A 14707-nucleotide genomic window follows, 5' to 3' on the forward strand; every position below is an offset into this window, starting at 1 on the left:
GTCCAGCGGTTCCGCTGAGGAATTGAACCGCGTATGCGCCGTCGCCCAGGCTTTGGCGAATGTTCTGCGGGCTGGATGTGGCCACCGAACCCAGTGCCGCCAGCAGGTAGCAGTCGCCAAGCTCGCGCAGGCGTGGCGGCGGGCGTGGGTGCAGAGGTTCTGGGGTGTTGTGCCTGCGGCAGGACACAGCGCCGCTCAGTGCGCTGATTGCAGGGCGTGGCAGATCAGCTCAAAGAGGCGATCGACCTCGCGGCGAGTCTCATCATCGAGCGTGTAGCCCACCGGACCGCGAACCAGCGTGTTGCGGAAAATGCCCTGCTTGACCAGCAGGTATTTCTCGACGGCCAGGAAACCGTCGAGGCTGGAGAGCATGGCGATCAGAGAGGAGACCGGCAGCGAGATCTGGTAGGCGCGGCGATCGTCGCCGGCGCACAGGGCGCGCCACAGCGCCACGATGGCGCGGATCAGGTCGGCGCCGGGCATGGTTCCGACGATGCCACGGCGGAAGCTGTCCACCAGGGCGATGCCGCCGGTGCCCTCGAAGATGCGGGCCTTGCCCTCAGTAGCATCGCGCAGGGCGCTGAGCCTGGGCCCGATGGGCGTGGCTTCGGGCTTGAACATGACTTTGTGCGGCCCGCCGAATTCGCGCATGAGCCTGGCCTGAAGTGCGATGGACATGGGCCGGCCGACGTATCCGCTGGCGTCCTGGACGATCACCGGCAGAGCGGTGGCGCTGATGATGCGCTGGTAGTAGCGGCTCAGCTCATCCTCGCCGAGGGCGACGGAGACGGGTGGAATGGCCATCAGGGCCGAGGCGCCGCAGGCTTCGGCGTGTTTGGCGTAGTTTTCGGCCAGTCGTGCGCTTTCGGCGCCGACGCTGATGATCACATCGCCACGATCGCGCCCGAAGCGGCAGGCAAGCTCGGCGAGCTGTCGCCGCTCGTCGCTGTCCAGCCGAAGCACTTCGGAGACCATCGCCAGCACGATCCCGTCGGCACCACAATCGTAGAGCCATTCGATTTCGCGCTGAAGGGTTGATACATCGATGGATTCATCGTCGCGATACGGCGTCTGAAACACCGGCAACACGCCCGACAGCTTCGACTGTTTTGCCACGCTCGACTCCAGCCTGAGTCCAGAAAGTTGACCCGTGAACGCACGAACGCCAGGGCGGAAAGTATACCGAGTTCTTATCCGCGCGCCACTGCGTGGGTGTGTTGTTCCCGGGAGTCGCACCCTGGGCCGGCCAGTCGAGCCAGCAGGAAGGTGCGGTCGTCGGCGGCGCGGTCCTGGGGTTGCAGTTGATTCAGCCTGTCGCGCAGGAGCTGCGCCAGGGCATCCAGATCGGCCGTCGGATTGGCGCGGCGCAGCGCCCGCAGTTCGTCGGCAAGCTGCGTGCAGCCCAGCATCTGGCCGTTGGCGTCGGCGATTTCGCTCAGGCCGTCGGTGTACATGAGAAGCAGTTCATGGCTGGCCAGGCGGTCGCGGGTGGATTCGATTCTGGGCTGCGGCAGTCCGAGCACGCAGTTCAGCGACGGCGTGAGTTGTCGCACGGAGGCATCGGGGGACAGGATGAACAGCGGGGGATGTCCGGCGTTGACGGTCTGGAATTCGCCGCTGGCCGGCTCGATGCAGACGGCCGCGGCGGTGGCGAACATGCCCTCATCCAGATACTGGCAGAGGTGTTCATTGAGCGTGAGGAACATGGTCTGAAGTGGCATTTGCGCGCGAACGGCGGCGTGGACCGCGGTGTGCAGAATGGAGCTGACCAGGGCGGCGGCAAGCCCCTTGCCGCTGACATCGGCGATGATCAACAGAACGCGTTGGCCGTCGGGCATCGGGATCACGTCCAGGTAATCTCCACCCACCTCCAGGCAGGGCTGGAAGCTGATGGCCAGGTCGAGCTGGCTGACGGCGGCGATCTGCCGGGCGGTGGGCAGGAGTCGCGCCTGGACCTGGCGCGCGCGTGCCAGCTCGAGTTTCATTGCGGCCTCGCGGATGTCGGCGGCGCGTATGCGGCGATTGGAGTGCGCCAGCTCGAACTGCTTAGCCGCCAGCGACACCAGAGCCAGCCAGTCGCCGGTGCCCTGTTCGGCGGGCAGGGTCACGTACAGCACGCCGTGCTGGCTGTTGGAGAGGCTCAAGGGGCAGGCGATGGCGGCGAGCTGTCGGACGTCGATGGACTGTGCGACATCGATCGCGCCGCCGCCGGGCGCGGCGAAGCTGGTGACGCCGCTGGCCATCACCGCCGTCCCGCCGCTGACCGCCGCCTTCAGCAGCGTGCGCGACACATGCGGCGGATCGTCGCGCCATCGCTCGGAGCAGACCTGCTGGCCGAGCATCACCGGCGGAGACTGGCCGTCGTCGGGGATCCGCAACACCAGTGCCGTGCGACCGCGAAACTCGGGGTGGACCAGCAACTCGCACAATTCCCGGCAGCAAGCCTGCTCGTCATCCAGTTCGGCCAGGCGATTGCCAAGCTCGCTGAGCATGTCGTGATGAAGGATGTTGATGTTGGCCGGGGGAAACTCCTCCAGACGCTGGACGCGTCCCAGCTCGCTGTCGGACATGGTGAGCACGGAGGTGTGCTGGCTGGCGAGGTCGGTGGGTTGCGATGCTGATGGATGAGGCGAATCGATGTCCTGGCGAAGCCGCAGCACGAACGGCCCGATGCGGATCACGTCTCCGGGTCGCAGCCGCTGCTGGGCGCGAACCGGCGCGCCGTTGACGATGGTTCCGTTGCGGCTGCCCACGTCGCGAATGGCCCATTGCCCCTGGGCGTCGGGAATCAGTTCGGCATGTCGGCGTGAAACGGCGGCGTCGCGCAGGCGAATCTGCGCCCGCGGCGAGCGGCCAAGATCGCGCGGGTCCTGGCCCTGAAGCTCGATGCTGCGCCTGCCGTCCGGACCGGTGATCTCCAGGCGGGCGCGGATGGCCGTGTTGGGTTGGAGGCTGTTCATCAGCGTCGCCCCGGCGCCCCGCGCGGAATTGTTGGCTGCGCCGTTATCCCGGACCCAGGCTCACGATCGTCATCGGATCAAAGGGAAAATCGTCCATCAACTGCCGCAGCGTGTCGGTGGTGATGGCGTTGAGCGTGGCCATGTCCTGCTCCAGCGAGCGATACTCGCCGGTGTAGATCCACATGCCACCGATGGCACGCATCCGCCCGATGGGCACTTCTCCGCCCAGGACGATGCTGGAGGCGATCTTGTTCCTGGCGCGTTCGACCTCGTCGTCGTTGAGGTCTTTTTTGACTCGCTGCAACTCCGAAAGCGCGATGTCCAGTGCCTTGGCGGCGCGTTCCGGGCCGGTGGTGATCGCCAGAAAGAAGCTGCCGCAGCCGTCGTGTGGGTAGAAGCTGAAGTCGGCTTCCTCGGCGATGGCGTTATCGACCAAAGCCCAGTAGAAGCGGCTGCCGTCGCTGTCGCCGATCACATCCGAGAGCACGCGTGCGGCGAAGCGGCGTTCGTCCTGGGCACTGGGGCCTGGGGTCATGCCCATGAGGTACTGGCGGTTGAGTCGCGGGTCGGTCAGGTGCTCGCGTTTGGGGGAATAGATCGGCGGCGGCTGGACGCGCCGGGCGCTGACCGGCGCCCAGCTTCCGCAATATTTGTCCGCCCACCTGACCACCTGATCGAAGTCCATCCGCCCGGTCACCGCCAGCACCATGTTCCCCGGACCATACCGCCGGGCGAAATAGTTGGCCATCGCGTCGCGATCGAGCTTCTGAATGGTCTGCGGCGAGCCGAGGATGCTCTGGCCAAGCGGGTGGCTGCCGAAATGCAACTGGTTGAGCCTCTCCCACAGCCGATGTCCCGGATCGTCCAGGTACATGGCGATTTCCTCGAGGATGACGTTTTTCTCGGTGATGAAATCCTCCAGGCGAATTGCCGGACGCAGCAGGTGCGAGAGGTGTTCGATGACCCGCTCGGTGAATTCGGGCAGGACGTTGGCGTAGTAGGCGGTCATCTCCTGCGTGGTGAAGGCGTTGTAATGCGCTCCGATCTCGTCGAAGATGCGGTTGACATCCTCCCAGGTGTACTTTTCCGACCCCTTGAACATCATGTGTTCCAGGAAATGAGAAACGCCATTGATCTCCGGCGGCTCATCCCGCGAACCGGTCTTGACGAAAAAGCCCGCCGCGAATGAATGAGAGTCGGGGTTGATCTCGGCGATGATGTCCAGGCCGTTGGCCAGACGATGATGATGGAATTCCAGGGGCATGAGACTCTGATTCAAGGTTGTCATTCGCACGCGGTCACGATGTTGCACACTCCGGTCCTGGCCGCCCATCCAGATTCGGCGATCGAACCGCCGGGTATGCCGGCCCGGTCGCCGGGCCTTCATGTCGGCAACTTCAATTCCCTGGGTCCGACGACGACGATGGTGAACGGCCCGGGCCTGTTATTCTTCAGATACGCATTGACCTGATCGACAGTGATCGAGTCGATGGCGGCGGAGATTTCGTCAAGCGTTCGGATCCGCCCGCGGATGAAATAGTCGTGGGCGATGGCACCGGCGCGGGCGGAGGTCGATTCGCCGGACATGATGATGCTGGCCTTCAGACCGATCTTGGCGCGGTCCAGCTCCTGCTGGGTGACGCCTTCACTGAGCCGATACAGTTCGGCGACGAAGCAGTCGAGCGTGGCCTGGGCGCGTTCGTTGGTGGTTCCTGCGTAACCCATCACGCTTCCATATCCCTTGAGGCTGGAGTAGCTGGCGCCCACGGAGTAGCACAGTCCGCGTTTTTCCCGCAGCTCGGTGAACAGTCGCCCGCTCATGCCTCCGCTGAGACATTCCACGGACATGCGCGCCGTGTAGTAGTCCGGGTGGGTTTCCGGCACGGAGTTGTAGGCGATGCCGATGTGCGTCTGCTCGCTGCTGGTCTGCTCGAAGTGGTAGTTTCCCGGAGGCGGCAGGACGTCCAGCGGCTGCGGCACCCGCCCGTTCCAGTCTCCAAAAACCCGCGCGACCGCATCCCTGACCTGCTGGAAATCGATGTTGCCGGCCAGCGAGATGATCGAATCTCGCGCGTGATAGCGCGTGGCGAAATCGGCGCGGCACAGTTCCAGGGTCAGCTTCTGAAGATGCTCCTTCTGTCCCATGGCGTTTCGCCCGAAGGGCCTGGGCCAGTGCCACTCACGCAGCTTGATGAAGACCTTGGTGCGGGGCTCGTCGTCGATGCCGGCCAGCGCCTGAAGCGCCAGGTCCCTGGCCGCGTGGAATCCGGCCTCGGGAAGATGCGGACGCTGGACGATGTCGGCGTAGGCATCCAGCGATTCGATGACTTTTGCGGCGACTGCGGCACAGGCAAAGCGCGTATGATGCACGCCCACGCCGCTGGAGCGTTGCAGTCCCAGACGATCGAGGTATTCGGTGAGTTGGCGGCTGTCGCGGGATCCTGCGCCGCGCAGGACCAGCTCGCCCAGCACGGTGGCAGCGCCGCAGTAGTCTGGCGGGTCGTTGGCGGCGCCCGCCGGAACCAGCAGCGTCATTGCCGCCGACTGCATCGCGGGCATCTTCTCGCACACAAGCGTCAGGCCGTTCTGGAAAGTGTGCTGAAAGTATCGTTCGGACAACTGCGGCTCCCTTCACCTGCGCCTTTGCGTACCAGGCGCGCGATCCGAGCGACCTGGCCGCGCAACCGACCAAGCCGCGCCGTGCACGTTTCTGCGGCTGGTAAGAACACCCGCTGCGTCGGCGGATTATAGGCAGCGGCCCGGCGCACGCCAGAACCTTCGGCCCTTTGACGTTGCCGCGCGGCGCTCCATAATTCCTTGTCCATCATGCTTTTCGAGCACACCATCTCGATTCGTGTCCGCTATCCCGAGGTGGATGGCATGGGGTATTTGCATCACAGCCGCTATCTTCAGTACTTCGAGATGGGGCGGGTCGAGCTGCTGCGCAGTCTGGGACACAGCTATGCAGAGCTGGAAAAACAGGGGATCTTCTTCGTGGTCATCCGCGCGGAGGTCAAGTACCGGGCGCCGGCGCGGTTCGACGATCTGCTGACGCTGACCACCCGCCTGATGCGACAGACTCACGTCCGTTACGACCATGCCTACGAGCTTCGCCGCGGGCAGACTCTGCTGGCCGAGGGCGCCACCACCATCGCCTGTGTCGATCGCGACGGACATATCATGCAGATCCCCCAGTGGCTGGGCCGACCGGCATCGGCCAAGGACGATGCATCGGCCCGGGCTGACGTTTGAGCCAACCGTCCGATAACCGCGAGTTGTGAGGAATGCGGCTGGGGCCAGGGCGAGCTCGGCCGATAACGGATCTATCGGACCGTCCAGTCGGATCAATCTCGCATTGCTCAGGCCGGCGTCGCTGCGCAAGCGTCTTTGGCAGGCGGCGGGGCTGCTGGTGTTGCTGCTGGCAACACTGGTGGTGGGGAATCTGTTTGTCGACGAGCAGCGTGCGGTGACGGCCCGGTTGCTGGGGCACGATTTCCTGGCTTTCTATACCGCCGGCACGTTCGTGCGGACCGGGCAGATCGACAAACTGTATGACCTGAACGCTGTCCGCGCCGCCGAACATCAGGTGGCGCAACTGAACGGGCTTGAGCTGGGCGGGGCCTTCGGCCCGTACTGGAACCCGCCGTGGTACGCCTGGCTGCTCTGGCCGCTGTCGGCGCTGCCCTACCGCGTGGCGCTGGCGGTATGGACGGGTATGAACCTGATCTGCCTGGCGGTTGCGGTGGTGCTTCTGGTGCGGATGCTGCCGGCGGTGGTGGCGCGCCCGCCTCGCGCCTGGCGGATCGGTCCGGATCCGATCCCGCTGAAGTTCGCCCGTGATTGGCGCAACTGGCTGCTTGTGCCGCTGCTGATCGTCTGTTCCATGCCATTCATCCAGGCGATCACGCACGGGCAGAACACCTGCATTTCGCTGCTGCTGCTGACGCTGACGGTCACGGCGTGGCGGGCGCGTCGCCCGCTGACGGCAGGGCTGGTCTGCGGATTGATGCTGTATAAACCACAGCTTGTCGCGGTGCTGGCGGGCGTGCTGGTGCTGAACCTGGGCTTGCGGGCGCTGATCGGCATCGGGCTGATCGCCAGCGCTACGCTCATCGCCACCCAGCTTCTGTTGCCCGCGGCGCTGGACGAGTACCTGTACCGCCTGCCGCTGAACCTGGCGGCCGTGCAGATCGATCAGACGTACCTTTGGGAGCGTCATGTCACGCTCCAGGCATTCTGGAGGCTGCTGTATCAGGGGCGCGGCGCAGGACCGATCAGCGGTGTGGTCAGCCTGCTGAGTATGCTGAGCACGATGCTGCTGGGCGCGGGGCTGCTGCTGGCGTGCTGGCGCAGCCGCGGGGACTATGCCGACGACTGCTGGACAGGCGAGACCGCCGCCCGGCGGCGCGACCGGCTCATCAGCGCAGCCATCCTCACCACGCCACTGCTGATGCCCTTCTATTTCGATTACGATCTGCTGCTGCTGGCCGCTGCGGCGGTGCTGCTGGCGGGAGAGGTGCTGTCCCGGCCCGACGCAGCGCGATTCGAGCCGACCCAACGCCTGCTGATCGGCACGTGGATCGGGCTGTATGGCTGGCTGATGGTGAACGCGCCTCTGGCCGCCGCCAGCGGCGTCAACGTCACGGTGCTGCTGCTGTGCACGATCAGCGGGCTGACGATCTGGCGCGCCTGCCGCGCAGGCGTGAGCAGTGGCGGCCTTGCAATTCCGTCACCGGCGGTCGATCCGGCCAGCAGACTGTACGTGATCGTCAGGCGAGCGGCGTGATGGCACGCGGGCCACGCCGATGGGCGAATCCTGAAACGCCGATTCACCTTCGCCATTTATCATTCAGCATTCGGCAGTGAATGGAGCTGCGATGAAACTGAATTTCTGGCAATGGCTGGGCGTGGCGATGATCGTGGGCGGGGGCGCGGCTTGGGCATTGAACAGATTTGTGTTTCACTGGTGGTGATGACCGAGCCTCTGCCCACTGTCCCGCCGCAGCCGTTGACCTCTCCCGACGCCCCGGCCCCCTCCACCTCAAGCATGTGGCGTGACCTGATCAGCGCCTACGTGGCGTCGGCGACGAAGATCGGCAGTTGGGTTCTGGTCTCCGCGGGGTTGTTCCGCCATGACATCGGCGATTATGCGGTCTTCGCGCTGGTTCGCGCGACAATTGGACTGTTGAACTACACGTCGCTGGGACTTGCGCCGGCGATGATTCAGCAGCTTGCCCAGGCGCTGGCGCGAATACGCTCGCAGCCGCCGCAGCCGGTGATTCCACTGAGCGAGGATCAGAGCCGCGTGCTGGATTACGCGGGTCCGCCACCGCCTCTGCTGGCCCGACAGGCGGCGGCGGCAATTTACTCCAACGCATGCGTGGCGGCGCTGCTGACCGCAATTGTGGGGATCGGGCTGACCATCGCCTACAGCCACAGCTTCGCCCTGCTGCACCGCGTGCCGTTTCGAATGACGGAGCAGATTGGCCATATCGTCATGGCCATGGGGCTGGGTACCGTCTTGCGTCTGGTCAGCGATGTTCACGGCGCGGTGCTTCAGTCGCATCAGCAGATCGCCCGTGACAACGCGATCCTGAGCCTTGCGGACCTGGCCTGGGTTGCGCTGTTTGTCACGCCGTTCAGTTTCACGGCCGACTGGGCGGCGTATGCGTATCTGGCGTCGTCGGGGCTGCTGCTGGCGGCGCGCTGGCGCGCGGCCAGGGATTGCATGAGCATCCTGCCCGAAGCGCGATACATCAACTGGGCATCGCTGCGGGAGCTGCTGGGCTTCGGCGTGCTGGTGTCGTGCGCGCAGCTTGCGGATTTCCTCTACGCGCCGACCGACTTCATCCTGATCAATCGCTTTCTGGGACCGCTGGAGGTGGCGGTCTACGCGCCGGCGGTGCAGATCGATGCCGCGATGCTGGTGCTGGTGGCGGGTTTGTCGGCGGTGCTGCTGCCCCGCGGCGCCGCCGCGCATGCGCAGCAGCAGTATGCGACGCTGCGGATGTACTATGTGCGCGGAACGCTGGCCAGCGCGGCGATTCTGGCCATCGCCGCACTCGCTGTGTGGGCTGCTTCTCCCTGGATTTTCAAGCTGTGGCTGGGCGACGCGATGCCGGCGACGCGAGCGATCCTGCCGCTGGTGCTGATTCACACCGTGGTGGGCGGCTCAAGCGCGGTGGGGCGATCCATCCTGCTGGGAATGGGCAAAGTCAAGCCGTTTACGGTGTCGGTGCTGATCGCGGGCACGGGCAATGTCCTGCTCAGCTATGTGTTTGTGAGGTACACCGATCTTGGGCTGCGAGGGATCGTGCTGGGCACAATTATTGCTGTGACAGCACGTTGCGCGATCTGGACCCCTTGGTACGTTTTGCGTGTACTGCCACGGACGTAGTGCCGCAAAAAGCAGCCGGATCAGACACGCAAAGGGATCGGCAGGTTTGTTGCGTCGCGGCGGCGCCGTGACGTGCGGTCGCATGCCCCTCGTGCTAAATTGACAGAAAGGTCTTGAGTCCTATACTCCGCGATCCGCGCGCAATCAATAGCATTGCCGCGATTGCGGCGTTGTTCACGCAGTGGCTCTCTCGATAAGCACCCAGGGAATCGTAAAAGGATTTTCAACCATGCTCAGACAAGCCAAGACACTGAAAACCTCTGCCGCCAAGTCCCGAGCCAAGGCCGCGCCGAGCCGGACTGTGAAGCGCGTGTATTTCTTCGGCGCCGGTAAAGCCGAAGGCAACGCCAGCATGAAGGAGCTGCTGGGCGGCAAGGGCGCAAACCTTGCGGAAATGACCAACATGGGTCTGCCCGTGCCGCCGGGATTCACGATCACCACCGCCACGTGCAAGGAGTACAACGACCTTGGGCAGAAGCTGCCCAAAGGGCTGATGGAGGAAGTGACGGCGAATCTGCGGAAACTGGAGAAGGTGACGGGCAAGAAGTTTGGCGACCCGAACAATCCTCTGCTGGTGGCGGTGCGTTCCGGCGCGGCGATCTCCATGCCCGGCATGATGGACACCGTGCTGAACATCGGGCTGAACGACCAGGTCGTCGAGGGGCTGGCCAGGCTGACGAACAACCCGCGATTCGCCTATGACAGCTACCGCCGGCTGATCAACATGTATGGCGACACGGTCATGGGCGTGGCGCACGAGCACTTCGAGCGCGAGCTGGCCGCCGTGAAAAAGGCCAAGGGTGTCGAGCTGGACACTCAGCTCGACGCTGATGACCTCAAGGAAGTGGTGCAGCGTTACAAGCGGGTCTACCGTGAGCACGTCGGGGAGGATTTCCCGCAGGATCCGATGAAGCAGTTGCAGGGGGCGATCGAGGCGGTGTTCCGAAGCTGGATGGGCGAGCGCGCGATCCAGTATCGCAAGATCCACGACGTGCGCGGGCTGCTGGGTACGGCGGTCAACGTCCAGGCGATGGTCTTCGGCAACATGGGCGACGACAGCGCCACGGGCGTGGCGTTCACGCGCAACCCCAGCACCGGCGAGAACAAGTTCTTCGGGGAATTTCTGATCAACGCCCAGGGCGAGGACGTGGTCGCGGGCATCCGCACTCCCATCGACTGCAACCGCATGGCCGAGGAGTTCAGCAAGGAGAGCTGGAAGCAACTGCTGAAGATCAAGCAGATTCTGGAAAAGCGCTATCGCGATGTGCAGGACTTCGAGTTCACGATCGAGCGCGGCAAGCTGTACATGCTCCAGACCCGCACCGGCAAGCGCAACGCCGTCGCCGCCGTCAAGATCGCCGTGGACATGCACCGCGAGGGGCTGATCGACCAAAAGACGGCGGTTCTGCGGGTGGATCCGGCGTCGCTGGATCAGCTTCTGCATCCGATGTTCGATCCGAAGGCGCAGCGGAACGTGATCGCCAAGGGGCTGCCCGCTTCGCCCGGGGCGGCGGTGGGCAAATGTGCCTTCAGCGCTGAAGAGGCTCACGAGCGGACACAGAATGGCGAGAAGGTGATTCTGATCCGCAAGGAGACCAGCCCCGAGGACGTGCAGGGAATGCACAGCGCGGTGGGGATTCTGACCAGCACCGGCGGGATGACCTCGCACGCGGCGGTGGTGGCGCGCGGGTGGGGCAAGCCCTGCGTCGTGGGCGCCGGCGCCCTTCAGATCGATGAGAAGTCCAGAACCTTCACGGTCAATGGCAAGACGTACGGCCCGCAGGACTGGATCTCCATCGACGGCTCCACAGGTGAAGTGATCGAGGGACAGATGCCCACGGTCGAGCCGCAGATGACCGGGCCTTTCGCGACGATCATGAAGTGGGCCGACAAGTATCGCCGGCTGAGGATCCGCACCAACGCCGACACGCCGCACGACGCGGAAGTGGCGCGCGGCTTCGGCGCCGAAGGCATCGGGCTGTGCCGCACCGAGCACATGTTCTTCGACCCGCAGCGCATCCATCACATGCGCGCGATGATCCTGGCCACGACCACTGAGGCGCGCAAGGCCGCCCTGGCCAAGCTCCTGCCCTATCAGCGGGAGGACTTCGTAGGGATCTTCAAGGCGATGAACGGTCTGCCGGTGACGATCCGGCTGCTGGATCCGCCGCTGCATGAGTTCCTCCCCCACGAGGAGAAGGAGCAGCAGGCGCTGGCTGACTCGCTGGGCATCACCCTCCAGCAGGTCAAGGCGCGCGTCAGCCAGCTTCATGAGGCCAACCCGATGCTGGGGCATCGCGGGGATCGTCTGGCGATCACGTATCCGGAAATCCTGGAAATGCAGGTGCGGGCGATCATCGAGGCGGCCTGCGAGGTGAAAAAGGCCGGCATCAGGGTCATGCCCGAGATCATGATCCCGCTGGCCGGCACCAAACGCGAGCTGGAGTTCTGCAAGAAGGTGACGGACGAGACGGCGGCGGCGGTGATGAAGGAGAAGGGCACGAAGGTGCAGTATCTGTATGGCACGATGATCGAGGTGCCGCGTGCTGCGGTAACCGCCGACGAGATGGCTCAGGTCGCTCAGTTCTTCAGCTTCGGCACCAACGACCTGACGCAGATGACCTTCGGCTACAGCCGCGATGACGTCAACAGCTTCCTGCCGGATTACCTCAAGAAGGAGATCCTGGAGTACGATCCGTTCCAGACCATCGACGTCAAGGGCGTGGGCGAGCTGGTTCGGATGGCGGTCAACAAGGGCCGCAGCGTCAGCAGAAACCTGAAGTGCGGGATCTGCGGTGAGCACGGCGGCGATCCCCGCAGCGTGGAGTTCTGCCACCAGGTCGGGCTGGACTATGTGAGCTGCTCGCCATACCGCGTGCCCATTGCGCGTCTTGCCGCCGCACACGCGGCGATCAAGCAGGCGGATGCCGGCAAAACCGCCGGGGGCAAGTAGCCTTTGGCGCACCAGCAGACGTACCCGGCGCGGCGTGGTGGCCCAGGCTACCACGCCGCGCCGGTATTTGCAGGGCCTGTCGGCCCGTTTTTCAGCTTTCTCGGCAGCGTGCCGGCCGGATGTTGCAGGATGTGCTGAGCAACCTTCACCAGACATCGGGTCCTGCGTGAATCCCCCAGTTGCGCGGCTCCAAAGTGCTGCCGGGCCAATTCCGCTGCGGCGACTGGCATGTCAAGGCTCGTTGTCCTTCACCCAAAGAGAAAACGCGTGGTAGCCCATTAGCCCGACAGTGCGCCAAAGACGTGCCGAAGAGGTGTATAAACGTCAGGCGGGACGCCCGTGACACGGGAAACCGCTGTCTAAGTTCCCGGACCGGCGAAAAAAGTCTGTCCCACCGAATCAGAGCATCGCGCATACCGGATCGCCGACGCTCGATTACCTCGCGTACTCCACGCTCCTGACCTCCCGCAGCACCGTCACCTTGATCTCTCCCGGATACGTCAGCTCGGCCTCGATCTTCTTGGAAATATCTCTGGCGAGCTTGGCGCTGGCCTTGTCATCGACCATGCGGGCATCGACGATGACGCGGACCTCGCGGCCGGCCTGAATCGCATAGGCCTGACGCACGCCCTCGAAGGTCATGGCCAGGTCTTCCAGGTCCTGGAGCCGTTTGACGTAGCGTTCCAAAGATTCGCGACGCGCTCCGGGGCGCGATGCGCTGATGGCGTCGGCGGCCATGATGATGGGCGTGTAGGGCGTGGTGGCCGGCACGTCGCCGTGATGCGCCAGCGTGGCGTTCAGGACCGCTTCCGGCTCGTTGAAGCGTTTGAGGAACTGCATGCCGATCAGCGGATGGCCGCCTTCCTGCTCGTGGTCCATGGCTTTACCGATGTCGTGCAGCAGCCCGCAGCGTCGGGCCAGTGCTCCGTCCAGTCCCAGCTCGTCGGCGATGACCTGCGCGATGTACGCCACCTCCAGCGAATGCTTCAGCACGTTCTGTCCGTAGCTGGTGCGGAAGCCCAGCCGTCCGAGCATCGGGATGATCGGCTTGGCGATGCCGTTGAGGTTGGCCTCCTGGACCGCTTCGCGGCCGATGCGCAGCAGCGTCTCCTCCATTTCCTTGCTGGTGGCGGCGACGACTTCTTCGATGCGCGCGGGGTGGATTCGCCCGTCCTGCACGAGCTTTTCCAGACTGAGCCGCGCGATTTCCCGGCGGACCGGATCAAAGCAGGAGACCACGACCACGCCGGGGGTGTCGTCGATGATCACATCCACGCCGGTGGCCTTCTCGAACGAGCGGATGTTGCGTCCTTCGCGTCCGATGACGCGTCCCTTCATGTCGTCGGAGGGGATGGTGACCGTGCTGACGGTGTGATCGGCGGTCTGCTCCGCCGCGTAACGCTGGATCGCCTGGAGAATGATCTGGCGGCTCCTTTCCTTGGCCTCTTCCTGGGTCTGCTCGGTGATGCGCTGGATGATGGCGCCGGCCTCGGAGCGGCACTCGTCTTCGATCCGCTTGAGCAGCATTTCCCTGGCCTGTTCCTGCGTGAGGTTGGTGATGCTCAGCAGGCGTTCGCGTTCCTGTCGCAGCAGTTCATTGAGCTCGGCCTCGCGGGAGGCGGCTTCCTTTTCGCGTTTGGCCAGGCGGGATTCCAGCTCGTCAAGCTGCCGTTCCTTGACCGAGAGGGTGTCGATCTTGCGGTCCAGCGTGTCTTCGCGTTTGCTGAGCCTGGCCTCGTGTTCCTCCAGCTTTTTTCTGGCTGCTTCCTGCTCGCGCTCGAACTTTTCCTTGAGCTTGAGTTGTTCCTGTCTGCTGGCCAGTTCGATTTCCCTGGCCTTGTTTTCGGCCTCCAGGCGGGCGTTGTCCCGGATGAGTTCGGCGTCTCGACGAGCCTGGGTGAGCAGGTTTTTACCGCTGAAGTGCAGGGCCGCGTACAGCCCTGCCGCCCCCACGATCAAGCCAATCAGGATGCCAACGACGATTTCCATGAGAACTACCTCGAGTCAGGGCCACTCTGCGCCATCGAGCGACGCCAGCGCAGAGCGGATGAGACACACGATGGCTGAGGAGTTCTTCAGACGTGACAGAGCGTGGCGGAGCGAAATCAGCGCCGCCGCCTGCTCGCCAGGCGCCTATGCGCCAAGCGCGAGCGGGGCAGCCGAGGCAGGCGAGGGAAAGCAGCGGCACGGTGGCGCCCGAGTGGGCCCGGAGGCGCGCAGGAACGATGGGCCGGGGTGCGGCAGCACCCGCCGGTCCGTCGGCGCCGGGGGCCGGGTCGCCGGCTCCGGACGCAGCGACCCGACGGCCGGACCGTCCGGCCAGGCGCCGCGCAACACGTGCACCAGCGACATCATCAGCATCAGCAAAAGCATTGCTGTGCCGAGCAGCGACACGAG

The 14707-nt window shown here is 64.5% G+C and carries 10 protein-coding genes; 4 read left to right on the plus strand and 6 right to left on the minus strand.

Annotated elements, in window-relative coordinates; translation table 11 throughout:
- Positions 1–195 precede the first annotated feature (195 nt).
- The 4 genes from ACQS5P_RS11210 to ACQS5P_RS11225 form a co-directional block, all read right to left on the minus strand.
- Positions 196–1116 carry a dihydrodipicolinate synthase family protein gene (locus ACQS5P_RS11210; RefSeq protein ID WP_428936705.1) on the minus strand — a complete coding sequence of 307 codons (921 nt, stop codon included), beginning with the start codon at positions 1114–1116 and terminating at the stop codon, positions 196–198.
- A gap of 74 nt (positions 1117–1190) precedes the next feature.
- The gene (locus ACQS5P_RS11215) at positions 1191–2960 is read right to left on the minus strand and encodes a SpoIIE family protein phosphatase (RefSeq protein ID WP_428936706.1); all 1770 of its coding nucleotides are present in this window, start codon (positions 2958–2960) and stop codon (positions 1191–1193) included.
- Positions 2961–3003: 43 nt separating this feature from the next.
- Entirely contained in the window at positions 3004–4224 is a 1221-nt protein-coding gene (locus ACQS5P_RS11220) for a M16 family metallopeptidase (protein ID WP_428936707.1), read from the minus strand.
- 119 nt (positions 4225–4343) lie between these two features.
- A complete protein-coding gene (locus ACQS5P_RS11225) occupies positions 4344–5579 on the minus strand; it encodes a M16 family metallopeptidase (RefSeq protein WP_428936708.1) in 1236 nt (411 codons plus the stop codon).
- 207 nt (positions 5580–5786) lie between these two features.
- Here ACQS5P_RS11225 and ACQS5P_RS11230 point away from each other — a divergent pair, with 207 nt between their 5' ends.
- The 4 genes from ACQS5P_RS11230 (at position 5787) to ppdK (ending at position 12310) form a co-directional block, all read left to right on the plus strand.
- The gene (locus ACQS5P_RS11230) at positions 5787–6212 is read left to right on the plus strand and encodes an acyl-CoA thioesterase (protein ID WP_428936709.1); all 426 of its coding nucleotides are present in this window, start codon (positions 5787–5789) and stop codon (positions 6210–6212) included.
- Between the two features lie 103 nt (positions 6213–6315).
- A complete protein-coding gene (locus ACQS5P_RS11235; protein ID WP_428936710.1) occupies positions 6316–7746 on the plus strand; it encodes a glycosyltransferase family 87 protein in 1431 nt (476 codons plus the stop codon).
- A gap of 186 nt (positions 7747–7932) precedes the next feature.
- Entirely contained in the window at positions 7933–9357 is a 1425-nt protein-coding gene (locus tag ACQS5P_RS11240) for a lipopolysaccharide biosynthesis protein (protein WP_428936711.1), read from the plus strand.
- 229 nt (positions 9358–9586) lie between these two features.
- A complete protein-coding gene (gene ppdK, locus ACQS5P_RS11245; protein WP_428936712.1) occupies positions 9587–12310 on the plus strand; it encodes a pyruvate, phosphate dikinase in 2724 nt (907 codons plus the stop codon).
- Positions 12311–12357: 47 nt separating this feature from the next.
- On the opposite strand, the gene ACQS5P_RS11250 is transcribed toward ppdK, so the two are convergent.
- Entirely contained in the window at positions 12358–12540 is a 183-nt protein-coding gene (locus ACQS5P_RS11250; protein ID WP_428936713.1) for an IS4/Tn5 family transposase DNA-binding protein, read from the minus strand.
- A 205-nt stretch (positions 12541–12745) separates the two neighbouring features.
- Complete coding sequence (gene rny, locus ACQS5P_RS11255) at positions 12746–14299, minus strand: ribonuclease Y (RefSeq protein ID WP_428936714.1); 1554 nt, start codon at positions 14297–14299, stop codon at positions 12746–12748.
- Positions 14300–14707 lie beyond the last annotated feature (408 nt).

This window comes from Fontivita pretiosa (genome assembly GCF_050410795.1).
Lineage (GTDB): Bacteria > Planctomycetota > Phycisphaerae > Tepidisphaerales > Tepidisphaeraceae > Fontivita > Fontivita pretiosa.

Coding starts and splice junctions, on each gene's coding strand:
- ppdK (WP_428936712.1), top strand. CDS start 9,587: ATGCTCAGACAAGCCAAGACACTGAAAACCTCTGCCGCCAAGTCCCGA.
- ACQS5P_RS11215 (WP_428936706.1), bottom strand. CDS start 2,960: ATGAACAGCCTCCAACCCAACACGGCCATCCGCGCCCGCCTGGAGATC.
- rny (WP_428936714.1), bottom strand. CDS start 14,299: ATGGAAATCGTCGTTGGCATCCTGATTGGCTTGATCGTGGGGGCGGCA.
- ACQS5P_RS11240 (WP_428936711.1), top strand. CDS start 7,933: ATGACCGAGCCTCTGCCCACTGTCCCGCCGCAGCCGTTGACCTCTCCC.
- ACQS5P_RS11250 (WP_428936713.1), bottom strand. CDS start 12,540: ATGCCAGTCGCCGCAGCGGAATTGGCCCGGCAGCACTTTGGAGCCGCG.
- ACQS5P_RS11230 (WP_428936709.1), top strand. CDS start 5,787: ATGCTTTTCGAGCACACCATCTCGATTCGTGTCCGCTATCCCGAGGTG.
- ACQS5P_RS11220 (WP_428936707.1), bottom strand. CDS start 4,224: ATGCCCCTGGAATTCCATCATCATCGTCTGGCCAACGGCCTGGACATC.